The organism is Bartonella vinsonii subsp. arupensis OK-94-513 (genome assembly GCF_000278235.1).
Taxonomy (GTDB): domain Bacteria; phylum Pseudomonadota; class Alphaproteobacteria; order Rhizobiales; family Rhizobiaceae; genus Bartonella; species Bartonella arupensis.
Genome location: NZ_JH725037.1, coordinates 1,031,744 through 1,055,994 on the forward strand (window position 1 = coordinate 1,031,744; position 24,251 = coordinate 1,055,994).

Annotated in this window: 25 protein-coding genes, 2 tRNA genes and 2 pseudogenes; 9 read left to right on the top strand and 20 right to left on the bottom strand. The window is 37.1% G+C overall.

The genetic code is table 11. The features are described 5' to 3' along the window. Positions 1-6: 6 nt before the first annotated feature. From ME1_RS04520 to ME1_RS04545, 6 genes are all read right to left on the bottom strand, one after another. A complete protein-coding gene (locus tag ME1_RS04520; protein ID WP_004863877.1) occupies positions 7-780 on the bottom strand; it encodes a TatD family hydrolase in 774 nt (257 codons plus the stop codon). Next, entirely contained in the window at positions 770-2,329 is a 1,560-nt protein-coding gene (gene metG / locus ME1_RS04525; RefSeq protein ID WP_004863880.1) for a methionine--tRNA ligase, read from the bottom strand. Before metG ends, ME1_RS04520 begins: the two co-directional genes overlap by 11 nt. A 61-nt stretch (positions 2,330-2,390) precedes the next feature. Continuing rightward, the gene (locus ME1_RS04530; RefSeq protein ID WP_004863883.1) at positions 2,391-3,446 is read right to left on the bottom strand and encodes a DNA polymerase III subunit delta'; all 1,056 of its coding nucleotides are present in this window, start codon (positions 3,444-3,446) and stop codon (positions 2,391-2,393) included. Further along, positions 3,443-4,114: a dTMP kinase gene (gene tmk, locus ME1_RS04535; protein WP_004863885.1), complete on the bottom strand. Its 672-nt coding sequence runs from the start codon at positions 4,112-4,114 to the stop codon at positions 3,443-3,445. Before tmk ends, ME1_RS04530 begins: the two co-directional genes overlap by 4 nt. Before the next feature lie 30 nt (positions 4,115-4,144). Continuing rightward, entirely contained in the window at positions 4,145-5,308 is a 1,164-nt protein-coding gene (locus ME1_RS04540; RefSeq protein ID WP_004863887.1) for a D-alanyl-D-alanine carboxypeptidase family protein, read from the bottom strand. A 328-nt stretch (positions 5,309-5,636) separates the two neighbouring features. Further along, positions 5,637-6,524 carry a septal ring lytic transglycosylase RlpA family protein gene (locus tag ME1_RS04545; protein ID WP_004863891.1) on the bottom strand — a complete coding sequence of 296 codons (888 nt, stop codon included), beginning with the start codon at positions 6,522-6,524 and terminating at the stop codon, positions 5,637-5,639. Between the two features lie 872 nt (positions 6,525-7,396). Between ME1_RS04545 and ME1_RS04550 the strand changes: the two genes are divergently transcribed. The 4 genes and pseudogenes from ME1_RS04550 to ME1_RS04565 all read left to right on the top strand — a co-directional run bounded on the left by ME1_RS04550 (position 7,397) and on the right by ME1_RS04565 (position 8,534). Beyond that, positions 7,397-7,486 (top strand) — tRNA-Ser (locus ME1_RS04550). A 246-nt stretch (positions 7,487-7,732) separates the two neighbouring features. After that, positions 7,733-8,014, top strand: a complete 282-nt coding sequence (locus ME1_RS04555) for a type II toxin-antitoxin system RelB/DinJ family antitoxin (protein WP_004863894.1) — start codon at positions 7,733-7,735, stop codon at positions 8,012-8,014. Between the two features lie 7 nt (positions 8,015-8,021). Continuing rightward, positions 8,022-8,138, top strand: a pseudogene (locus ME1_RS08355) (type II toxin-antitoxin system RelE/ParE family toxin); the annotation flags it as partial. Between the two features lie 120 nt (positions 8,139-8,258). Then, positions 8,259-8,534 (top strand): helix-turn-helix transcriptional regulator, encoded by a 276-nt coding sequence (locus ME1_RS04565; protein WP_004863897.1) that lies wholly within the window; start codon positions 8,259-8,261, stop codon positions 8,532-8,534. A 3-nt stretch (positions 8,535-8,537) separates the two neighbouring features. Here ME1_RS04565 and ME1_RS08255 read toward each other — a convergent pair. The 3 genes and pseudogenes from ME1_RS08255 to folE all read right to left on the bottom strand — a co-directional run bounded on the left by ME1_RS08255 (position 8,538) and on the right by folE (position 10,688). After that, positions 8,538-9,708, bottom strand: a pseudogene (locus tag ME1_RS08255) (tyrosine-type recombinase/integrase). A 138-nt stretch (positions 9,709-9,846) separates the two neighbouring features. Further along, a tRNA-Leu gene (locus ME1_RS04580) sits at positions 9,847-9,931 on the bottom strand. 139 nt (positions 9,932-10,070) lie between these two features. Further along, positions 10,071-10,688, bottom strand: coding sequence for a GTP cyclohydrolase I FolE (folE, locus tag ME1_RS04585; RefSeq protein ID WP_004863901.1), 618 nt, complete (start codon positions 10,686-10,688; stop codon positions 10,071-10,073). Positions 10,689-10,814: 126 nt separating this feature from the next. On the opposite strand from folE, the gene ME1_RS04590 reads away from it, so the two are divergent. The 3 genes from ME1_RS04590 to thrS all read left to right on the top strand — a co-directional run bounded on the left by ME1_RS04590 (position 10,815) and on the right by thrS (position 13,697). Further along, positions 10,815-11,243, top strand: coding sequence for an iron-sulfur cluster assembly scaffold protein (locus ME1_RS04590; RefSeq protein WP_004863907.1), 429 nt, complete (start codon positions 10,815-10,817; stop codon positions 11,241-11,243). Continuing rightward, on the top strand, positions 11,244-11,597 hold the full coding sequence (yidD, locus tag ME1_RS04595) for a membrane protein insertion efficiency factor YidD (RefSeq protein WP_004863910.1): 354 nt from the start codon (positions 11,244-11,246) through the stop codon (positions 11,595-11,597). Between the two features lie 123 nt (positions 11,598-11,720). Further along, positions 11,721-13,697 carry a threonine--tRNA ligase gene (gene thrS / locus ME1_RS04600; RefSeq protein WP_004863912.1) on the top strand — a complete coding sequence of 659 codons (1,977 nt, stop codon included), beginning with the start codon at positions 11,721-11,723 and terminating at the stop codon, positions 13,695-13,697. A gap of 46 nt (positions 13,698-13,743) precedes the next feature. On the opposite strand, the gene ME1_RS04605 is transcribed toward thrS, so the two are convergent. The 5 genes from ME1_RS04605 to ME1_RS04625 form a co-directional block, all read right to left on the bottom strand. Beyond that, entirely contained in the window at positions 13,744-14,247 is a 504-nt protein-coding gene (locus ME1_RS04605) for a MerR family transcriptional regulator (protein WP_004863914.1), read from the bottom strand. 194 nt (positions 14,248-14,441) lie between these two features. Continuing rightward, on the bottom strand, positions 14,442-14,765 hold the full coding sequence (locus ME1_RS04610; RefSeq protein ID WP_004863917.1) for an integration host factor subunit alpha: 324 nt from the start codon (positions 14,763-14,765) through the stop codon (positions 14,442-14,444). Positions 14,766-14,842: 77 nt separating this feature from the next. Further along, the gene (locus ME1_RS04615) at positions 14,843-15,817 is read right to left on the bottom strand and encodes a beta-ketoacyl-ACP synthase III (RefSeq protein WP_004863921.1); all 975 of its coding nucleotides are present in this window, start codon (positions 15,815-15,817) and stop codon (positions 14,843-14,845) included. Between the two features lie 49 nt (positions 15,818-15,866). Beyond that, complete coding sequence (plsX, locus tag ME1_RS04620; protein ID WP_004863924.1) at positions 15,867-16,940, bottom strand: phosphate acyltransferase PlsX; 1,074 nt, start codon at positions 16,938-16,940, stop codon at positions 15,867-15,869. A 150-nt stretch (positions 16,941-17,090) separates the two neighbouring features. Beyond that, entirely contained in the window at positions 17,091-17,654 is a 564-nt protein-coding gene (locus tag ME1_RS04625) for a YceD family protein (protein WP_004863925.1), read from the bottom strand. Between the two features lie 222 nt (positions 17,655-17,876). On the opposite strand from ME1_RS04625, the gene ME1_RS04630 reads away from it, so the two are divergent. Then, positions 17,877-18,356: an outer membrane protein assembly factor BamE gene (locus ME1_RS04630; RefSeq protein ID WP_004863929.1), complete on the top strand. Its 480-nt coding sequence runs from the start codon at positions 17,877-17,879 to the stop codon at positions 18,354-18,356. Between the two features lie 79 nt (positions 18,357-18,435). Here the strand turns inward: ME1_RS04630 and nusB are convergent, their stop codons facing one another. The 6 genes from nusB to glyA all read right to left on the bottom strand — a co-directional run bounded on the left by nusB (position 18,436) and on the right by glyA (position 22,956). Then, a complete protein-coding gene (gene nusB / locus ME1_RS04635; RefSeq protein ID WP_004863933.1) occupies positions 18,436-18,906 on the bottom strand; it encodes a transcription antitermination factor NusB in 471 nt (156 codons plus the stop codon). A gap of 2 nt (positions 18,907-18,908) precedes the next feature. Continuing rightward, positions 18,909-19,361, bottom strand: a complete 453-nt coding sequence (locus tag ME1_RS04640; RefSeq protein ID WP_004863934.1) for a 6,7-dimethyl-8-ribityllumazine synthase — start codon at positions 19,359-19,361, stop codon at positions 18,909-18,911. A 66-nt stretch (positions 19,362-19,427) separates the two neighbouring features. After that, positions 19,428-20,045 (bottom strand): riboflavin synthase, encoded by a 618-nt coding sequence (locus tag ME1_RS04645; protein ID WP_004863937.1) that lies wholly within the window; start codon positions 20,043-20,045, stop codon positions 19,428-19,430. After that, complete coding sequence (ribD, locus tag ME1_RS04650; RefSeq protein ID WP_004863941.1) at positions 20,027-21,154, bottom strand: bifunctional diaminohydroxyphosphoribosylaminopyrimidine deaminase/5-amino-6-(5-phosphoribosylamino)uracil reductase RibD; 1,128 nt, start codon at positions 21,152-21,154, stop codon at positions 20,027-20,029. Before ribD ends, ME1_RS04645 begins: the two co-directional genes overlap by 19 nt. Continuing rightward, on the bottom strand, positions 21,147-21,629 hold the full coding sequence (gene nrdR, locus ME1_RS04655) for a transcriptional regulator NrdR (protein WP_004863945.1): 483 nt from the start codon (positions 21,627-21,629) through the stop codon (positions 21,147-21,149). Before nrdR ends, ribD begins: the two co-directional genes overlap by 8 nt. A 13-nt stretch (positions 21,630-21,642) precedes the next feature. After that, positions 21,643-22,956 (bottom strand): serine hydroxymethyltransferase, encoded by a 1,314-nt coding sequence (gene glyA / locus ME1_RS04660; RefSeq protein ID WP_004863948.1) that lies wholly within the window; start codon positions 22,954-22,956, stop codon positions 21,643-21,645. Between the two features lie 343 nt (positions 22,957-23,299). Here glyA and argC point away from each other — a divergent pair, with 343 nt between their 5' ends. Then, positions 23,300-24,235, top strand: a complete 936-nt coding sequence (argC, locus tag ME1_RS04670) for an N-acetyl-gamma-glutamyl-phosphate reductase (protein WP_004863952.1) — start codon at positions 23,300-23,302, stop codon at positions 24,233-24,235. The last annotated feature ends 16 nt before the right edge of the window (positions 24,236-24,251 follow it).

Below are 24,251 nucleotides of genomic sequence, written 5' to 3' on the forward strand. Positions count from 1 at the left end.
TTTGCCTTATTTCATTTTGCTAAATAAACGAAAAGCATTGTGCGTTGTTATCTGAGCTATTTCTTCAGTACTTAAGCCAACTGTTTCAGCCAAAATAGCTGCTGTATAGCGTACAAAAGATGGCTCATTTGTTTTTCCTCGATGAGGAATGGGGGCTAAAAATGGTGCATCTGTTTCCACCAATAAACGCTCATGAGGCACAATTTTTGCTATTTCACGGATTTCAAGCGCATTTTTAAAAGTAAGAATACCTGAAAAAGAAATATAACCACCAAGTTCAAGTCCAGCACGGGCAAGTTGCATCCCAGATGAGTAACAATGAAGTACAAATGGAAAATCACCTTCTTTTATCTGTTCTCGTAATATTTTCTCCATATCTGAATCGGCATTGCGTGAATGTATGACAAGAGGAAGCTGTGTTTCTCGAGAAGCAATGATATGTTCTCGAAAAACTTTCTTTTGCTCCTCTGGTGAAGAATAATCATAATGATAATCAAGACCAACTTCCCCAAATGCAACGATTTTTGGATGTTTTGAGAAATGAATAAGCTCTTCAGCTGTAATATTTTGTTCTTCATGAGCATTATTGGGATGTGTACCCACGGAACAAAAGACTTGATCATAGGTTTGTGCAATTGCTAAAAGCTTATCCAACTTATGAACATGTGTTGAGATCGTTATCATACGTTTAACGTTGGCATCTAAAGCCCGTTGGATAACATCATTCAAATCTTTTGAAAAATCTTCAAAATCAAGATGACAATGGGTATCAATCAACATGATAAGTATCGTCTTTCTTAAGAACATACCGAGGGAAAATAGGTTCTGGTGGTGGAAGATCGCGACCTTCTTGAATTCTTGAATGGCTAATATGATGCAATAGCCGATCTCCTTCAGCAATCGCAAGACTATCAAGAAGCTTAGCAGCTGATTGTGGAATGAAAGGCAAGAGCATAATTCCTATCCGCCGCAAAATTTCTAATGTTATATAGAGAACTGTAGAAAATCTTTCTGGATTATTTTTCCGTAAACTCCAAGGTTGTTCGTTGGCAAAATAGCGATTAGCATCTGCTACAACTGAAAAAATAGCTGAAAGTGCTAAATGCATTCCATGAGAAGACATAGTTTGACGTACAGTTTTAAGCGCTTGAAGAGATTGTTCTAGAAGCTGTTCATCTTGAACTAAAAATGTAGCGGGTATAGGAACTTTTGCATTGCAATTCTTGGCAATCATAGACAAAGAGCGCTGTGCTAAGTTACCAAGATCATTAGCAAGATCGGCATTAATGCGATTTACAAAACCATCATGGCTATAACTACCGTCTTGTCCAAATGGGACTTCACGAAGAAGAAAATAACGAAACTGGTCAAGACCATAGTGATCGACCATTTCAAAAGGATCAACAACATTTCCAATGGACTTTGACATTTTTGCACCGCGATTAAGTAAAAAACCATGAGCAAAAATATGCTTAGGCAATTCAATTCCCGCAGACATTAAAAATGCTGGCCAATAGACAGCATGAAAACGAAGAATATCTTTACCAATAATATGCGTGTTTGCAGGCCAAAAATTACGTTTTTTTGAATTTTCATCAAAAAAGCCAATTGCTGACAAATAATTTGTGAGTGCATCAACCCAGACATACATCACATGCTTCGGATTTCCTGGAACAGTAACTCCCCAGTTAAAACTTGCCCGTGAAATAGAAATATCTTTTAAACCCGATTTTATAAAACTTATAACTTCATTACGTCGCTCGATTGGAGCAACAAAATGAGGATGTTTTTCATAATGTTCAAGAAGGGCTTTTTCATAACGTGAAAGTCTGAAAAAATAACTCTCTTCTTCGTTCCATTCAACTGGAGAGCCTAACTCCTTTTCACGACGGATGTTATCTTCTCCAATTTCAGTATCTTTTTCTTCATAATATGCTTCCTGACGAACCGAATACCAACCACTATAACGGCCAAGATAAATATCGCCATTCGTTTCCATCTTTTTCCAAATTTCTTGACAAGCTTGATTATGGCGCTCTTCTGTCGTACGGATGAAATCGTCATGAGAACAATTTAATACTGCAAGCATTTTTTGAAATACTGCACTGTTGCGATCTGCAAGCTGTTTAGGTGTTATACCTAATCCTGCCGCAGTTTGTTGCATTTTTAAACCGTGCTCATCCGTACCCGAGAGAAAAAATACACTTTTGCCATCCAATCGTTGAAAACGGGCCAAAACATCGCTTGCAATTGCACTATAGGCATGACCAATATGTGGAGAGCCATTGGGATAAAAAATTGGAGTTGTTATGTAATATGTATCACGCATGTCATACTCATTGTGAAAGGCAATAAAAGATATACTGACATAACGCTTGTTAATCACATTGTCACGGAAAAAGCGCACCCTCGCGAATGATCTTATGAACTCTAAAAAGCAAGTTAATAATAAATTGCTTCTTATCGAGATTAAATGATTGCATTTCCCCTATCTCATAAAGAATTTCCTGCCATGCTTGCGCATATTTTTTTGAGAGAGCCAACTCTCCTTTTTCAACAAGCATGATAGCTTTTTTTTGAATTTTATCAAGAATTTCATCACAAAATTGTTGAAATTGAATAGCCGAAGAAAGAGATGAAAGTGTTTGTGCAAGAGTGTGTACAACTGTTGGATTACAAACAGATTGTTCCAAGAGATTATCAATAGTTCTAACGATTTCAAAAGCACCATGGCAAATAAGCAAAGCAGCTTTTCTGGGATTTCCTTTGGATCTTTCTATAACCATTTCAATAGTTTTTTCATCAGGTAAATCCTGATGGGAAAAGATATGTGTAAGGACTTTTTTCATCTCATCATTATGCAACGGCCGCAAAGAAATTTTTTGGCATCGTGAACGAATTGTTGGGAGCAATCGTCCTAGAGAATGGGTAATAAGAATGAATAAAGTCTTTTTAGGAGGTTCCTCAAGCGTTTTAAGAATGGCATTAGCGGCGCTTTTATTCATATCATCCGCGGGATCAATAATAACAATACGCCATCCATTATCTTGCGATGTTTGATTTAAAAAATGCATAACGTCGCGGATATCTTCAATGAGTACACCCGTTTTGAATTTTTGCGTTTTTAAATCAAAGCGACGTGAAATATGTAAAAGACTAGGGTGACTGCCTTTAGTCATTTGGCGCCAAATAAGAGAATTATGCTCTGGTTGCAAGAAATTGCCTTTTTGAGAGCTTAAAATATTCCAAGCAAGATGAAACGCCAATGTGGCTTTTCCAATCCCCTGCTCTCCTTCAAATAATAACGCATGATGCAAACGTCCAGTTTTATGCATTCGCGCCAAAAAATAGCGTGCCTCCTCATGACCAAAAATCATATTATTCTGTGAAGGTGATAAAACTGTATCGATATCATCATATTGACGTAAAGTATTTACATCACTCATATAAAATGGTCCATCATTGCTTGATCACAAATACTTTTTATTTGATCTGCAACAACGGGCATTGTATCCGTTGCATCAATCACACGAAATCTATGAGGCTCTTGTTCTGCCAATCGAAGAAAAGCTTTGCGTCTTTGTTCTTGAATTTCCAAATTATCTTTTTCGAAATAATCAATTGTTTCTGCTTTTTTACTTATACAATCTATGTTTTCCAAAAACCTTCGAGTATTCGCACGTTCCATAGCATATTCTGCCGATATATCTAATAAAAATGTCAAATGAGGCATGATTCCATTGAGTGCAACACGTTCTAAAACAGAAAGAGTAGAAGAACTTATTTTATTATTGAGTCCTTGATAAACACGTGTAGAATCAACAAAGCGATCACATAAGACGATTTTTCCTTTTTGCAAAGCAGGTGCGATTACCTCGGTAACATGATCGATGCGTGCAGCTGTAAACAAGACAGATTCAATTAAAGGCCCATACTGTTGGGCTTGGCCCGACAATAAAATATAGCGTATTGCTTCTGCCCCTCGCGTCCCTCCTGGTTCTCGTGTCATAATAACTTCATAGCCCTTGTCCTTAAGATGCTCATAAAGATTATGAACTTGCACTGATTTTCCTACTCCGTCCCCGCCTTCAAATGTGATAAAATAACCTGACACCTATAAACCTTATCCCTTATTTAGCGCATACTATAAATATTTTCGTAACCACCCAATTGTTATTTCATAGAATGCATCTTTTACTTTTGTAAAGAAACTTCCCTTCTGAACATTTTTTCCAGCAAAAACTGGTTTTTCAAGAAGAACTTTTTTATCTGTTAAAATTTGAATAACACCAACCGGTTGTCCTGAAATAACAGGAGCTTTTAGTGGTCCACGATATTTAATTTTTGCTTCAATATTCATTTTTTTTTCATTCGAAAGCATAAAACTTATGGGCTCTTTAACAATAAGAGGAACAGAATTGCGCACTCCACCATAAACAGAAGCGTGACCAATTGATTCTCCTTTTGTAAAAATCGTTTTAAGATCAAAGGCTGTCATTCCCCATTGAAGAATGCGTTCTACTTCTTTTGTATACCTTTTATCATCTTGCAAACCATTTATTGCTAAAAAAAGACGTCGATGATCTTTATAAACCGTAGCAACTATTGACCTCCCCTCTTTTTTACTGTAGCCAAAACCAAATCCTTCAACACCAATTTCTTTAAAAATAAGAGAATTTTTGTTCCGTTGAAAAATCTTATTCCAAGTAAAATCAGGTTCACGGTAAAGCGCATAATAATCAGGATATTCATGAACAATATGACGCGCTAATGTGATCATATCACGCAATGTCACAAATTGTCCTTCTTCAGGAAGACCTGTTGCGTTAACAAAGTGGCTATGCAACAATCCAAGTGTTTTGGCTCTCTCATTCATGAGTTTTGCAAAATCAGCCTCGCTCCCGGCTATTCCTTCAGCAAGGATAATCGCTGCGTCATTCCCATTAACAATAATTACCCCCCGCAAAAGATCGAAAACACTAATTTCTGCTTTCACTTCTGCAAACATCGTGGTTGTACCGGAAGGTGCTCCACCTTTTCGCCAAGCATTTTCACTTACCTTGAACTTCTGTGTACTACTTAACAAGCCTTCTTTTAATTGATGAAATACGACTTCAGCCGTCATTAATTTTGTTAATGAAGCAGGAAAAAAAACAATATCACTTTGTTTTTTAAAAAGTATTGTATCTGTGTTATCATCTAATAGCAGTATTTGTGATGCAGAAATTTGAAAATTTTGTGCTCTTCCCTGCTCATCCAACCTTAACATACAAAGTAAGGTAAATAAAACCCTTAATACTGCACGCATACGCCGATTCTCCCATATCTAAGAATCAGCATAAAGAAGTGTTTTATAAAAGAAAAGATTTGTTTATTTCTAAAAGCTGGGAAGCACCTCAAACTTAGAACCAATTGTTCTTTCGCTCAGTTGCTCCAAAACAAACTAACATCTACTCTCATTTTTTCATTTCATACGCAAGATCTATTTTTAATAGTAGATAAAGAATAACAATTTTTCCAAGCACATCTACCTTTAAAATGATAATCTTACTAAAAAAACACCTCTATTAACTACCTTGTAACTGGAAAATTATACAGTTTAGAAATAAAATTCCTTTTGCTCACAATAACTTTAATCAGTTAATTGTTATTTTTTTACTCGGCTTATTCATAAAAGCTACTTGGTCAAGTAAAATCGGCTTATCAACCAAAACAGGACCAATTTCCGGTAATCTTATTGAAAGTGTTTTGTTTAATTTTTTTTGTTCAATTGCAACTTCATCTAACCGCTTCTGACTTACTGCAGCAAATCTTACTGGCGTAACGTTCTCTCTTTCTTTTTCTTTCTGGAGATTTGCCAACGCTAATGAAGATGGAGTGTCATTTCCTGACGTATAAGAAGCCATTAAGTAAGCAGCATCATAATAGCCAACTGGCGCTTCAGAAATATACTCCACTTTAACATTTGCCACACCTGCACTTGCATAACCAAGTATTTCAGCGGCTTGTTTTGATAAATCAATGATTCTCTCTTTCATAAAAGGACCACGATCGTTCACTCTAACAATGATAGAAGATCCATTTTTTAGATTAGTAACACGGGCATAACTGGGTAAAGGCATTGTGGGATGAGCAGCCGTCAAAAGATTCATATCATAGATCTCACCGTTTGCAGTTAAACGGCCATGAAAATCTGAGCCATACCATGATGCTTCTCCAACACGTTTATAGGCTGGGTCATGTTGGGGATAATACCACTTCCCTTTGATTTGGTAAGGCTTGCCGACAATGGACCGCCCGCTTCTCTTTTCTTTTGATTGATTTTTCTCACTTGAATTTTTTTTAGAAAGAATAGCAGTCTTCACATCCGTTGGCTTATTATTATGATAAAAACTTTTTACTCCCAAATATGCTGTTTCACTTGCACAGCAAGATACTAATAACTGAGAAACAGCTATTACAGAAGCGAATTGAAATGTTGAATTAAGAATGGAAGTAAATTTTTCTTTGCTAATTAAAAGCATCTGTCAGCCCGCTTATTTCTATTGAGTATATACTGCAAAAAACACACCGCACCTTAGTGTATGCGATAGGGAAATTCACATTTCTAGATGATTCCCCTCGCGCGCTTACGCTATCTCGAAAAATTAACCCTAATCAAGAAATTAATATAATATTAACTATTTTATGAATTTTTGCAAGAAAAAAACACAGTGTAAATGAATTTAAAAATAAGAAAATCAACATCTTAATAAAAGATATGCTCTCATAATATAAATTGTGAATAAGTAGGACGATTCTATATAAATGTTAAATCACTTTCATAAATGCTAAAGCAACCGTAGCAATTATTGAGCGCTCCCAATAATTAGACATCAATTTTCTAAAATTTTGCAACATTCACACGTGAGTTATTCTGCTCTGAAATAATATGAGAAACTGAACTTAAGATAAGAAAAAGTACGGAAAGAAGATAGAATGACATGCAGAAGTTTCTAAAAATCGTCCTTACTGAATTTGATGAAATTTATAAAGGAGCTTGTTTCATTTATGACTAAGAGAATCAAAATAGTAATTATGTAAATTTATTTCAAATCTCTCTTATGTATTTATTTAATAGCATTTGAGAGAGCAACAATCAGTCAAAAATTCTCATAGCTTCAATAGGTAAAGGGATGTGGAATTTTTTGGTATTGTATAAACTGTTCATTTATTTCGGAAATAATTATTCGCTTTAAAACTTTAAAATAAGATTACTGGTTTCAGTACTCTTCTTAAAGGCACCAAATTTAAAAATTATTTGATTGGGATTCAAACAATTTTATTAAAAACGTTTAGAACCCCATTTAAATGATTGACCTTTTGCAAGAACTTTGTAAAAAGGCATACTTAGTTTGGAGGGGTGGCCGAGCGGTTTAAGGCACCGGTCTTGAAAACCGGCGTGCAGGAGACTGTACCGTGGGTTCGAATCCCACCCCCTCCGCCACTTAGTTTTTACCAACCAATAACCTATTGATTTCACATATGTTTTTTAAAGGTTCGGGATGTGTGAACAAAGGTTCGGGAATAGGATTTCGAATCATAACTCTACAAAACGTATCTTGTTCTGCTAACTTCCTCTATTAATTTTTTAAATTCTGCTAAGCCCTCTTATGAAAAACTACGGTTGTGTCTCTTGACATCAACTCGAAGTGTACTACATTGTAGTACAAATTAAATAGGAGATTTCGTAATGGGAAAAATTCAAGCGCGCATACCTGATGAAGTCCAAGAGATTGCAAGTGCAGTTATTAAGTCCACAGGCTTAACTGTATCGGATGCAGTGCGCATGTTTATGACGCGCATTGCTAGAGATCGAGCTTTACCGCTTGATCTATTCCAACCCAATCCAGAAACATTACAAGCTATAGAAGATGCCGAAATGGGACGCGTCGAACGCACATCATTAGAAGGTTTACGAACCATGATTCGCGAGGATAGAAGCGAAGCGCGTAAATCTGAAAAACGAACCTAACCTTACTATGCGAGAAATTGTCTATACCCGTTCATTCCGCCGCGACCTTAAGCGCGAAAGCAAAGGGAGATATGCTAATGTACTAGAGGAGGATTTGCTGTTTGTGGTCAAAGCATTAGCAGAGATAGAGCAAGAGATACAAAAGATCTCAACAAAAGCTGCTTAATCCCATATTGGGGTGTATTTCTTAAGTCTCCTTTGCACCCCCACCCTTTCATAATTATAATAAGAAGGATCACTTTAAATGAATGAAGAAAAATTAAAAGACTCAATAGAAAAAGTAAGTTTATTTGAACAAGCTTTACTATCAATGCGCTTGCAAAGGCTCGTCAATATACAAGACCTCTCAATTTATCTTGGAATGTCTATGACCTATATTAGAGAGCTTGTAAAAGCTGGTGCTTTCCCTAAACCAATACAGGAAGGGCGATATTTAAAATGGGATATCGTTGAAGTTGATCACTATATTGAAAGCAAAAAAGCAGAAAGAGACTCTATAGAATTATCATCTCTATCGTAACAATCAACCCCCAGTCACAAAAGACGCCCACTGTTCTAAAAGAACACGGCGCTGTTCTAAAAAATCAGTCCTCATATAGGCTTTTGTGACTGAATTCCCCACTGAATGAGACAAAGTAAATTCCGCAATTTCAAATGGTGTTGATGTTGTCTCTGCTATCCAATCACGAAGACTAGATCTGAATCCGTGTGGTCGATAAGCAATCCCTCTATCTTTCATAAATTTAGAAAGCGTCATATCAGATATAGGCTTTCCAGAATTTCCAACAAACAAAAATCCATTTTTTTCGATTCTTTTTGCTTTTTCAATGATAGAAATCGCTTCATCTGTAAGCGGTACACGAAAATCAAAAACCTTTCCAACTATCCCCTTCATGTTTTCTTTTGGAATTATCCATATTGATTGATTAATCTCCTCCAACCGTATATGCCTAATTGGCATTGAACGAACCCCCGTTAAAATTAAAAGCTTTAAGGCTAAATTTGATACAATATTATCATCTAAGGATTGATAAAAAGCCGGAACTTCTTTCCATGGCATAGCCGGAACATTCTGAACATTTTGAATAAATTTTCCTAATAAAGCTTTTGCTTTTGGTACCAATTACATATCCACATCTATGCCACGTGCTGCGGCATGTTTTATAGCAATATTCAAACGCGATAAAACCTTGCTTGCTGTTTCGTTTTTGGTTTTCCAAATAGGGGATAAGCACTCTTTTATATCAATCTGCGTCAATTCGGTAATTGCTACATCTCCAAGCTTAGAAAAAACATGCAATGTAAGAGGTGTTAACCACCTTGCTGCTGTTCCTTCATTCTTCAATTTACTTTTCTTGGCTTCAAAAGCGCTTAAAACAATTTCTCTTAAAGAAATACTATCAACCGCCCGCCGTAATTTTTCATTCTTTCTTTTACAAATCGGGTCAATACCTTGGTTTAAAAGATCACGGCAAGCTGTAGCTTAAGCCTTGCATCTTTTAAAGATACAACGCTACAAGAGCCTAATCCCATTTCACGACGTTTTTATTGAAATCGAATCGAAAAACCCAACGTCCTTGATTCTGCGTTGTTTTAATAAGCCATAGTCCAGCTCCATCCGCATATTTACCTTTAGGTAAATTTTTTACAGATAAGGCGGATAATCTATCACGTGTTCTTGTTTTTCTAATCACTTTTTAAACCACCTTTTGAATTGCGCTTTTGACAGATTCATCAGATATCAAGGTCGTATATAAAAGACAATTAATTAAGTAAAAACAATAAAACAAGATAAACAACAACATCAAGTGATATTGTAGAAAATCCATAACTGGTGCGGTCGAGAAGACTCGAACTTCCACGGGTTGCCCCACAGCGACCTCAACGCTGCGCGTCTACCAATTCCGCCACGACCGCACGTGGTGAAGCAAAATACATTGATGTCTGGCTTTAACAAATCATAAAGCAAGGTACAAGCCTATTTTCACTTTCTTGCGATTTATTTTACCTGAAGGACTTATAACCCAATACTAAGCCGCCAGAACTATAAGCTTTACTACGATCTTTGAACCATCATCATAAAGTTAGCCTGTGCACCTTGATCTTTTTCATAACAACCAAGAAAGTTTGTTGTAATCGTTGTAGCACCCTGCTTTTGTATTCCTCTCATAGCCATGCACATGTGCTCAGCCTCAATCAACACAGCAACACCACGAGGTTTCAGATGCACTCCCAAAGCATTCGCTATTTGAGCTGTCATTGCTTCTTGTGTTTGTAAACGACGAGCAAAAACATCCACAACACGGGCAATTTTTGAAAGTCCAACAATTTTTGTATCAGGAAAATACCCTATATGTGCTTTACCAACAATTGGGATCATATGATGCTCACAATGTGAATAAAAAGGAATATTTTTTACTATTATCGCTTCATTATATCCTGCAACCTCTTCAAAAACTGTATCTAAGATCTCTTCAACGGATTTGCTATAACCAGTAAAAAGCTCACAATACGCTTTAGCCACACGTTTAGGAGTGTCTACAAGCCCTTCCCGATTCGGATTTTCTCCCACCCATAAGAGCAATGTACGAATCGCAGCCTCGACCTCTTCAATACTAGGACGCTTCCCAGATAAAAATGGATCTATCACCCCCCCTTTAATAACATCCTGCATTTAAAAAACTCCAAATTTACCCTCTACAAAGTATTTGCTACTTATCTATTTCATTTTGTATAATCTCTATATAAGTGAATTAAAAGCTTAAACAATCACGACTCTCTAAATTTCAGGCAAGTGCTCATGATTGGCGATATCTATAGTGACAAAATACTTGAATATGCTGCACACATAAGTAGAATCGGACGTCTTAATAATCCAGATGCAACATCAAAAAAACGTGCACGTCTTTGCGGTTCAACAATCACTGTAGATCTAAAAGTAGAAAATAACATCGTTATAGATTTTGCTCATGAAGTGCAAGCATGTGTGCTAGGTCAAGCTTCGGCTTCGCTTTTAGCATCTCATATTATAGGACAAACAACACACAACCTTGAAATGTTACGTGAAATTATCTATCACATGCTCACAAAAGATGGTCCACCACCTCAAGCTCCATTTGAAGCGTTTTCTTGTTTACAGCCCATTAAAGACTATAAAACGCGTCATGCATCAACAATGCTTCCCTTTGATGCAACCATAGAGTGTATCAAACAAATTGAAAAAAAATAAATGCTCAAATCACAACCCAAACAAAAAAACAGACAATCCCGAAATTATGGGGGGACTTGGCGAAAAACACCTGGACGATTACTTGGCATTTTCTTGATACGGTTCTATCAAATAACGCTTTCTAGTTTTATAGGAAATCAGTGTCGTCATGCACCAACCTGTTCAGAATATACTTATGAAGCAATCGCACGCCATGGACTATGGGCTGGTGCATGGATGGGACTTTTTCGTATCATACGTTGTGGACCATTTGGAACATATGGATTTGATCCAGTCCCTTCCTCCCTCGAAAAGAGTTGTTGTTTTTATAAACCTTGGCGTTACTGGAAAATTTCTAAGAAACACAACAAATAGTTCTTTTCTTTTTTTATGCGTATTGATAGAAAAATGAGTTTCTAGGCTTTAATTAATTATGACTCAGTTTTTTTACGAAACCCATCCGCAATCGTTAGCGGAATTGGATTAAAGGGGTGTTTTATGTCTTGCTCTGTTTCTCTTTTGTTTCCTGATGGTTCAAAACGTGATTATCCCACTGAAATGACTGGTTTAGAATTGGCAACATCCATTTCTAAATCACTTGCAAAAAAAGCTGTAGCCTACAGCCTTAACGGAAACATTAGAGACCTATCAGATCCATTAGAACAATCTGGTCAAATAGAAATTATTACTCGAGAAGATCCACGTGCTCTTGAGCTCATACGTCATGATTGTGCACACGTCTTAGCTGAAGCAGTGCAAGAACTCTTTCCTGAAACGCAAGTAACAATTGGCCCTGTGATTGAAAATGGTTTCTATTATGATTTTGCGCGACAACAGCCTTTTACATTGGATGAACTCACTATTATTGAAAAGAAAATGCGTGAAATTATTCAACGCAATAAACCTTTCAAAAAAGAGATTTGGTCTCGTGAAAAAGCGAAAGAGATTTTTTCTGAAAAAGGCGAATTTTATAAGGTTGAGCTTATTGAGAGCATTCCCGAAAATCAAGATTTAAAAATATATTATCAAGGTGATTGGTTTGATCTTTGTCGCGGACCACACATGCAATCTACTGGACAAATTGGGAGTGCTTTTAAACTTATGAAAGTCGCAGGAGCTTATTGGCGTGGCGACTCCAATAATCCAATGCTAACGAGAATTTATGGCACAGCATTTGCGAATGAAAATGACTTAAAAACTTACCTAAACATGCTAGAAGAAGCTGAAAAACGTGATCATCGCCGCTTGGGACGTGAAATGGATTTATTTCATTTTCAAGAAGAAGGGCCAGGAATGATTTTTTGGCATAAAAAAGGCTGGAAAATGTTCCAAAATTTGATCAGCTATATGCGTAGACGTCTTGATGATCACCAATATGCCGAAGTGAATGCACCGCAAGTTCTCGATAGATCACTTTGGGAAATCTCAGGCCATTGGGGATGGTATAAAGAAAATATGTTCAAAGCAATCCCAGCGGCGGAGGATTGGGATCATGAAAATGTTTATGCTCTCAAACCAATGAATTGCCCTGGTCACGTGCAAATTTTTAAACATGGTTTAAAATCTTACCGCGATTTGCCTATAAGACTTGCTGAATTTGGTCTTGTCCATCGTTATGAACCTTCAGGCTCTCTACACGGTCTTATGCGTGTACGGAGCTTTACACAAGATGATGCGCATATTTTTTGTACAGATGAGCAGTTAGCTGATGAATGCCTCAATATTAATGATTTAATCTTATCAACTTATGCTGACTTTGGTTTTAAAGAAATTAGTCTTAAGCTTTCAACACGTCCGGAAAAACGCGTTGGAACTGATGCATTATGGGACCATGCAGAGAATATCATGGAATCCGTTCTTAAAACTATTGAGAAAAAATTTGCAGGACAAATCAAAACAAGTATCCTTCCAGGTGAAGGTGCATTTTATGGTCCAAAATTTGAATATACATTGAAAGATGCTATCGGTCGTGAATGGCAATGTGGAACAACACAAATAGATTTTAATCTCCCTGAACGTTTTGGTGCATTTTACATCGATAAAGATTCAGAAAAACGTCAACCCGTTATGATACATCGCGCTATTTTTGGATCAATGGAACGTTTTCTTGGTATCTTGATCGAAAATTTTGCTGGACATATGCCACTTTGGCTCGCACCTGAACAAATCGTTGTAGCAACAATTACATCTGAAGCAAATGAATATGCAAAAAAGATAACGGCAAAACTTAAAGCTGCTGGACTTTCCGCAACATTAGATCTTCGTAATGAAAAAATTAATTACAAAATACGTGAACACTCTTTACAAAAAGTTCCCGTAATTTTGGTATGCGGTAAACGTGAATCTGAAACAAATAACGTGAGTATGCGTCGCCTAGGGAGCCAAGATCAGATCTTCTTATCTATAGAAGAAGCGCTTAAACAACTTACAAATGAAGCAACACCACCAGATTTGCGCCGTTTAATAAATGCTTAAAGAAACACTAAAAGATAAAAGCAACTATAAAGTAAAAAAACCGCTATTAGCGTGCTCTATCAAGTACGCGTTTGCATTCAATTAGTTCAAACAGCGTTTCTTGTAATAATGCCTTATCGGTTTTATCTTTGTGAATATTAACAGAACCAATAGATGCTTCCTCCTCACTTCTCATGAAACTTAAAAGCCCAAAAGAAGACTTTTTTGGCTTACTGCTGGAAGTTTCAAAAGTTTGCCCTGCATGTTTCTTTTCTATTACGACATTCATAGCTTCAAGATCACCATTACCAAATGCAGTAACAAAAGCAACGCCATTCTCTTTCAAGAGGCGCTGCACACCCTTTATCGTATACCCCTGCTCATACAGCAACTGTTTAATGCCATTGAGCAGTTCAATATCCGTTGGGCGATAATAGCGCCTTCCCCCCCCACGTTTCATTGGCTTAATTTGCCTAAAACGTGTTTCCCAGAATCTTAATACATGCTGCGGAAGCTCCAATAACTCGGCTACTTCGCTAATTGTGCGAAAAGCATCAGAGCTCTTATCCATTTTGTAACACCTTATCTAAAACACTCTTGGTTACACAACGACTCATAAAGTTCCAACCTCTCAAAAAGATTGGTCAAAAATAGGACCATACTTGACTACATTAAACCAAAAAGCCTTTTTCTTGAAACAAAATGCAAAACTTAATCCATAATATTATTTTCTAAATAAACCCCAAACATCGTAAGAGTATTTATTTATGTGATATTATTTTTCTGTCTTGCACGATGCGAATCTAAAATTCTTTGTTTAAGAACATTTGCAGCCTTAAATGTCACGACACGTCGCGGTGGAATAGGCGCTTCAATGCCGGTTTTTGGATTACGTCCGACGCGTTCATTTTTACTACGGACTTGAAAAGTCGCAAAAGAAGATAATTTAACTGCTTCACCTCTCACAAGTGAATTGCAAATTTCATCCAAAACCAATTCAACCAAAGCTGCTGATTCAGTGTGTGACAAGCCTACCTTTCTACAAACTACGCTCGCTAAATCTGCACGCGTTACTGTTTTACTTGTCATTATAACCACCTATTTAAATATTAAAAATTACAAAATGACTTATACGTTTTATTCAAATATGGTCAAGAGACTATAATTTACCAACGAATAAGAATTGCTCCCCATGTAAACCCACCTCCCATAGCTTCTAACATAATGAGATCTCCCTTTTTAATTTTTCCTTGGTGAACAGCCGTTGTTAAAGCTAATGGCACCGATGCCGCAGACGTATTACCGTGCTGATCAACAGTAATAACAACTTTATCTATGGAAATTCCCAATTTTTTAGCTGATGCTTCAATAATACGTTTATTGGCCTGATGAGGAACAAACCAATCTAATTGTGAAGAATTCATACCAGCAGCTGCAAAACAATCATCGACTACATCCGTTATCATACCAACTGCATATTTAAAAACTTCTCGTCCTTCCATGCGTAAATAGCCCGTTGTTTGTGTTGTCGAAGGGCCACCATCAACATACAGCTTATCCATATATGCACCATTGGAGCGCAATTTCGTAGCCAATATGCCACAATCAAAAGCAAGATTGCTCTCACATTCCTGTGCTTCCAAAACAGCAGCACCTGCACCATCACCAAATAAAACACATGTGGTGCGATCTTTCCAATCTAAAATTCGAGAAAATGTGTCAGACCCAATAACTAAAATTCTTTTGGCTGTTCCACAGCGTAAATAGGCGTCTCCTGTTGCTAAAGCAAAAATAAAACCAGAGCAAACAGCCTGAATATCAAAAGCAAATCCATGACTCATTCCCAAAGCATGTTGAATTTCAACAGCAGAAGCAGGAAAAGTACGATTTGGTGTTGAAGTTGCTAAAACAATACAATCAATATCTTTTATTGTTAAACCGGCATTTACAAGTGCTTCTTGTGCAGCTTCAACTCCTAAAGAAACAGTTGTTTCGTTTTTATTAGCAATATAACGCTGGCGTATTCCTGTACGTTGGACAATCCATGAATCGGATGTTTCAACAAATTTTGCAATTTCATCATTCGACAAGCTTTTTTTTGGCAGGGCACTTCCTACACCACGTATAACGGATCGAATCATTAAGCCCCAACCTTTTCTTCACATTTTTTACTTATATTACAAAAGATTATCATGAGTTCTTCTCATTTATTATTTTCGCTTCATCTTCTTGATTGAAAAATGTTTCTTTATTCTCATGAAACCGCCGCAAATCAGCAGTTATTTTTTTCAAAAGTCCATTATTAACCATCTCATAAGCAACACGGATAGCAGAAGCAAAGCCCTTAGCATTAGCACTCCCATGACTTTTTATGACAACACCATTCAAACCTAAAAGTACCCCACCATTCACCCTATCGGGATCCATTTTGTGTTTCAATGTACGAAAAGCATTCCGCGATAAAAAATAACCAAGAGATGTTAAAAAAGAACTGCGCATAGCGGAGTTTAGAATCTCCGCCATCTGCCGCGCAGTGCCTTCTGCGGTCTTTAAAGCAATATTACCGGAAAATCCCTCCGTTACAACAACATCTACTGTTCCCTTTCCAATGTCATTACCTTCAACAAATCCCTTATATTCTAATCCTTCTAATTGCACTTCACGTAATATCATTCCCGCCTTTTTAATTTCATAAAGGCCTTTAACTTCTTCAACACCTACATTTAAAAGCCCAACACTTGGTTTTTCAGTGTGATATAAAGCGCGAAACATGCCTGCCCCCATAACAGCCAAATCAACCAACTGGTTCGCAGATGCACCAATTGTTGCTCCAATATCTAAAACAATGCTTTCACTGCGAAGCGTTGGCCAAATACCTGCAATTCCAGGACGTTCAGCCTCTGCCATCATTTTTAAACAAAAATAAGACATAGCCATAAGCGCACCCGTATTACCAGCAGAAATGCAAGCATCAGCTTCGCCATTTTTTACTGCTTCAATCGCATACCACATGGATGATTTACCACGCCCATTGCGAAGTGCTTGGCTTGGCTTTTCATCCATACGCGTATAGCTTTCTGTAGGATAAAAGTGAGATACAGAAGCCAAACAGGGATATTTTTTTAAAACTGGTGTAACAACCTCTTCTACCCCATAAAATAGAAAATAAATATTTGACAAATATTTTTGTACAATTGCTGCTCCTGCAATAGTTGCTTCTGGACCATAATCACCGCCCATGACATCTACAGAAATTCTAATCACGCTTGCATATCCCACATCTTTTCATTTACGCTTTTAAACGCATATTACAATTTTTCTCTACTGAACAACCACAAAATACCTTTTGCGAAAATAGTTCCGCAAAAAATACTGTTTTTATAATGCAACACAATAGATAAATTTTTTATGTTTTTACAGTCGCTTCCAACTTTCCAAAACAGAAAATGGCGATGATTTTCGCTCGGTTTCTTCTAAATTTTCAATTACACGCGCCTTTACCCCCTCTTTGCGCGGATAATGATTAATGGATAACTCAAAAAATTCCTCCATAACCGCACCGATATCAATCTTATCGCCATAAAACACTTCTGGCGTATCTAGTCCCTCTGCATCTAAAAATAACTCTCCTGTATCTTCCACTGTTTTTGGTTTTACTAAATGTGAGTCTTCAGGGACAAAAACAACCTCAATATTTTCACTGAGCATATTTTCCAATGGTTCTAATGTAACAACACATAACTGTATTATACGTGCCCACAACAGACCTTTTACACGTACTCCGCGTTTTTTCCACGGGAAAATATGGAATTTTCCTTCACAAGATTTTACTTCAACTAGATCATGATTCTCAGCTAAATGAGTACACTCTTCCTGATTTGCACAAATAGAAACCTTTATACCCTTAGCTGGTAGAGAACGTACTGATATGGGATAAGCCAAAGCAAATGTCATTTGAGAAACATTTTGAACATTCATTAACGACTCCCGAATATAGGGTGGTAATATACTGCACTTTTATTTAGCCAAAGTACATTTCACTCATTTTTTTCTTTTCTAAAGAAATTCTATATGGCATAACTTACTTTATAACAGGGAAGCTCAATGTAAGCTATGGTAGATTAAGCTAAAATGAGAAAAAACTTGAGGTTACCTTCTTGTCGTATATTTAAACATAAAAGGGAGATATCATTGTTTCAAATGCCTCACATAGCGGATTTAATCAAACGTAAGTCTTTGATTGGTCTGTCAATAGCAAGTATGGTAGCAATTTCCGGTTGTAGTATTCTTGATTCTTCAGGTTCAAGCCAAATATATCAAGAGGGCTATGTTCTTGATAAAAATGCTCTTAGTTCTATTTCTGTTGGATCAAGTCAGGAACAAGTTATTTTAAGTTTAGGAACCCCCTCGCTCAAAACAAAATATGATAATGAGGTTTTCTATTATATCTCACAAACGCGCTATCGTGCGATGCAATTTATGAAAACAAAAATTATTGATCGTAAGGTTTTGGCTATTTACTTCAATAAAAACAATCAAGTTACTAAAATAGCTAATTATGGTCTACAAAATGGTCAAGTGTTTGATTTCATCACACAAACAACTCCAACCGCTACAAAAGAACAGCCTTTCTTAATTCAGATTATTAAAGGACCTGCAAATTTACCAACACATAACTAGGTTATAACAACCTGTATAAGCTATAATCTCGGGACTGATAGTTATCAGTCCCAACAATATTGAAATTATAGAAATATTCTTAGGGGCGGATTTTTTTTGCCATATTGTCGAGTACGGCATTAACGAGCTTTGGCTCATCACCTTCAAAAAATGCTTTTGCTATATCCACATACTCATTCATAACAACAGCAACAGGCACATCTTGGCGATTGATCAATTCCCATAAACCTGCACGCAAAATTGCCCGTAATATGGAATCAAGACGTGAGAGTGCCCACTCTGTGGAAAGCTGTTGATGAAGCATAGGATCAAGCTGTTTTTGATTCTTTACAACACCTGTGATAATAGCCAAAAACCATTGAAAATCAGCATCAAGATACTGATCTCCATCAATATTTTTCCCTAAACGATAAGCCTCATATTCAGCTGCTGTTTCCATTACACCAGAACCAACTATATCCATTTGGTAAAGTGCTTGAACTGCAGCGAGTCTTGCTGCTCCACGTTTATTGGCTGAACGCAGAGAATGTTTTCCTTTTATATCAGCCATATTTAATGATTATCTCCAAATCTCTTTTTTAGAGCGATCATACATAAAGCAGCTTTAGCAGCAAAACCACCTTTATTTTTTTTATCCTGTTTTGCACGCTCCCACGCTTGTTTTTCATCTTCAACAGTCAAAATACCATTTCCGATAGCCAAGTTATTATGAACAGTTAAATCCATTAATGCACGACAAGAATCATTCGCAACAATTTCAAAATGATATGTTTCTCCTCGAATAACACAGCCAAGTGCGACATAACCATCGTACTTACTCTTTTTTTCGGCAAAAGCTATTGCAGCTGGTATTTCTAATGCTCCTGGAACTGTCACAATATCATAGCTTGCTTCAGCTTTCTGCAAAGCATTCACTGCACCTGCAAGAAGAGCATCAGAAATCCCCTCATAAAAACGCGCTTCAACAATCAATAGATGCAACTTTTTATGCTTCTCTTTTATCATGACAAAATCCTACAAAAATTAGGTTTATAGAGTACAAAATTTTGAGAATTACAATAAACTTTCAACTTACGCATCTATCATTTTAAAACCAGAAAGCTTTGCAGCATAACGAGCCAACTGATCGATTTCTAAATTGACCTGGTCTCCAATTTTAGCTTGTCCCCAAGTTGTCATTTTAAGTGTATGACGAATAACAAGAATATCAAAAATACAGTCCTCAATACAATTAACCGTCAAAGACGTCCCATTAAGTGCAATAGAACCCTTGCTTACAATAAAAGGCTTAAATCGCATTGGAACCTTTAAGAAAAAACGAACTGCATCACCTTCATTTTTTTGATCAATGATCTCAGCTAAACCATCAATATGACCAGAAACTAAATGTCCCCCCATTTCATCACCTAATCGGAGGGAACGCTCTAAGTTAATACAAGTTCCCTTTGTCCATTTTGCAAGATTAGTCAAACGTAATGCTTCTTCCCATGCCTCTACAGCAAACCAACTCATATTTTCTTGTTTGGATCCTCGCTCAACGATTGTTAGACAAATTCCTGAACACGCAATGGATGAGCCAATTTCTAAACTCGCCATATCATAGCGTGTAGAAATATTTAAACGCACCCCTTTTTTTAAAGATTGAACCTCTTCAACACAACCTATATCCGTTATAATCCCTGTGAACATAACGTCTTACGCCTCCATTTATAAAAACGGTCATTTTCAAACATTCTTGCTTCAACTTTATAAAATTGTGAGAGATAATTTTCAAAATTAGGAGCTTCAATACGGTCTTTTCCTAAAATAATGGGAGCATAAAAGCATATTAAATGATCCACACAACCAGAATTTAAAAACTTTTCTCCTGTCTTTACCCCCCCTTCAAGTAAAACACTATTGATTCCATGTTGATAAAGCAGCTGTAAAATAGCAAGAGGCTGCATACAACCATCCTTTATTTTTACTGAATACACAGATACACCACTCTTTTCCAACGCACTTTTTTTGCTTTTCTTTGAAGGATTCGTATTACAAATAATCCATGTAGGAATTTTTGTTGCTGTCTGAACAACTTTTGCATCAAGCGGGATGCATAAATCTGCATCCAAAATGACACGTATTGGCGAACGCATTTCCATCCCTGGTAAACGACAACTCAATTGTGGATCATCCGCTAATATGGTGCCAATACCAACGAGAATAGCATTATTTTGAGCGCGTAAAATATGCGTATAGGTATGAGAAGTCATTCCACTAATTTTTATTCCCCCCTGCCCCTTTTTTCCCACACCATTATCAGCAGATATTGCCATTTTTAAAGTAACAGCACAACGTTGTAACTTTCTTATACACCAATGCGTACACAGTGCTTCAAAAGCTTCTTCAGCAAGAATGCCCTCAACAACTTCAATACCAGCTGCACGTAAAAGAGAAATACCTCGGCCATCAACCCGCTTATCTAAATCAGTAAGAGCAATAACAACACGCGAAACACCAGAATCGATGAGCGCATTTACACATGGTGAAGTTTTGCCATAATGCGAACAAGGCTCCAAAGTCACATAAGCAGTCGCACCATAGGCTAAAGTTCCAGCCATTTTTAAAGCTTGCACTTCAGCATGAGGTCTCCCATGAATGGCTGTTACACCATACCCCACAATGGATGCTCCTACATCCGCATCATTTCGCACAATTAACGCACCAACTGAAGGATTCTCACCAGTAAGACCAATATGACGCTCTGCTAAACGGATAGCTGCAGCCATAAACCGCTTATCTTGCATTTGTTTATTCATCAAAATGAGATTCTGTATCCGCTATACCCTTTGACAACTCGTCTATAACATCATGAAAATCGCTTGCATTACGAAAATCTCGATAAACAGAAGCAAAACGGATATAGGCAATATCATCAATACTTTTCAATGCTTCCAGCACAAGACACCCAATTTTTTCTGAAGGAATCTCTGGTTCCCCTAAACTCTCGAGCTGTCGTACAATGCCAGAAATTGCTCGTTCAATATAGTCTGGATCAATATTGCGTTTACGCACAGCTATATCAACTGATCGCATTAACTTATCACGATCAAAGAGCTCACTTCGACCACTTTTTTTAGAGACTAGAAGCTCACGCAGCTGAACACGTTCAAAAGTTGTAAAACGACCGCCGCAAACGACACAGACACGGCGGCGGCGAATAACCGCCCCCTCCTCTGCAGGACGTGAATCTTTAACCTGTGTATCCTCATACTGGCAGTAAGGACAACGCATCTCTTTTACACCTTTAACAAGTGCTAAGATAAGAGTAAAGTGGAAACTTATCCGTTATATCTTTTACTTTTTTCTTAACAGCCATTTCAACAGCACTATTGTCCTCATCGCTTTTTGCTGCTTTAAGACCATCAAGAACTTCTGAAATCAGTTCACCAATTTGAATAAATTCTTTTTCTGCAAAACCACGCGTTGTTGCAGCCGGTGATCCCAAACGAATTCCCGATGTTATAGATGGTGTTTCAGGATCAAAAGGAATACCATTTTTATTACAGGTGATATGTGCTCGTCCCAAAGCCAACTCAGCGCGTTTTCCTGTCACATTTTTGGAACGCAAATCAACCAACAATAGGTGGTTATCTGTACCACCAGAAACAATATCAAAACCATTACTCTGTAATGTTTTTGCCAAAATTTTTGCATTCGCAACGACATTGGCGCTGTAAGTCTTGAAAGAAGGATGTAGAGCCTCCTCGAACGCAACAGCCTTAGCCGCAATCACATGCATTAAAGGACCACCTTGCAGACCAGGAAAAATTGCTGAATTAATCTTTCTGGCTAAAACTTCGTCATTTGTCAATATCAAACCACCACGAGGTCCTCGTAGCGATTTATGCGTTGTTGTTGTCACAATATGCGCATGTGGGACAGGCGAAGGATGAACACCACCGGCAACTAAACCAGCAATATGAGACATATCAACGAGAAAATAAGCACCGATCTCATCTGCAATTTCACGGAACCGTTTCCAGTCCCATAGGCGAGGATAAGATGAGCCACCTGCTATAATAAGCTTCGGCTTACGTTCTTTGGCAAGCCGTTCAACTTCTTCCATATCAAGAATCTGATCTTCTTGACGCACACCATAGCTAACAACATCAAACCATTTTCCTGACATATTGACGGATGAACCATGCGTAAGATGACCACCAGCATTCAAATCCAGTCCCATAAATGTATCACCAGGCTGAAGTAAAGCTAAAAATACAGCTTGATTCATTTGGCTACCAGAATGAGACTGAACATTTGCAAAAGCAGCACCAAAAAGCTGTTTTGCTCGTTCAATTGCTAAATCCTCAACGACATCAATAAACTGACATCCCCCATAATAGCGCTTTTTGGGATAACCTTCTGCATATTTATTGGTTAAGACTGATCCCTGTGCTTCAAGAACTGCTCTTGAAACAATATTCTCTGACGCAATCAGCTCAATCTCTTGTTGTTGACGCCCAAACTCTCCCCTAATTGCATTAAAAATTGCACTATCAACGGTTTGTAAATTATCATTAAAAAAGCGCTTTTGTGTGTCATTTTCTTGCTGAGTCATAAAACACATTCCTAACATATAAAAAATAAAGTAATTGAACGATAACACAGCAAACTGTGCAAACCAAACATTTTAAACCACTTTCACTCAAAAATGGTACAAACATTTATCTTATTTCTTTGCCATATAAAACAGAAAACTCTTCTCTCATAAAAATGATGAAAAATAGGTATGAAGTTTCTCTCCCCGCATTCTTATTTGTCACACTTTCTACAAATAAAAAAATCTATAACCTTAAGAAATTCAATAATTTAATGACTACCATTAAAATTGGTAATCATTTAAAATAATTTTAATATGACAAACGCAAGATGGTAGAAAAAATTAATTCAAGGCCAAGAGAATGACAACGAAAGTTTTTATTGATGGGGAACACGGAACAACCGGACTACAAATACAAAAACGATTAGCCGAGCGTTCGGATTTTCAATTACTCTCTCTTTCTCATACAGAGAGACATAATATTGATATGCGACGAGACTGTCTTAGCCAAACTGATATTGCTATTTTATGTCTTCCTGATGATGCCGCACGCAAAACAGTTAACTGGCTTAAAGATAATAAAAAAATTAGAATTATTGATAGCTCAACAGCCCACCGTGTGACACCAAACTGGATCTACGGTTTTCCTGAAATGACAACAGGACAAAAAGAACGTATCCAAGCAGCTCATTACGTATCCAACCCAGGATGTTATCCTACCGGAGCAATTAGCTTGATTCGTCCACTCCGTGAAGCAGGTCTTCTTGACGCTCATTATCCAATATCAATCAATGCAATATCCGGCTATACAGGGGGTGGTAAACATTTGATTGCACAAATGGAAAACCAATCTCAAGAAAATGATGTGCGGGAAAATTATTTTATCTATGGTCTTAATCTTGAACATAAACATGTGCCAGAAATTAAAATCTATGGACAACTCAACCAAACACCTATTTTTGTCCCAAGTGTTGGACGTTTTCCTCAAGGAATGATTGTAAATATTCCACTCCATCGCCATTTATTTACAAAATCAGCGAACTGTTCTGATCTACGAGAAATTCTGGAAAACCATTATAAAGGACAGAATACTATATCAATTGCATCACAAGACGAAATAGATTCCTTCACTAAAATCAATCCAGAATGCTTCGCACATAAAGATGGAATGAAGCTATTCATCTTTGGCAACGAGCGCGAAGGAATTTTCAATCTCTGTGCTCTATTAGATAATTTAGGAAAAGGTGCATCCGCAGCAGTTGTCCAAAATCTCAACTTAATGCTTTCAGGGAATTAACTTCTCTGTATAAAAT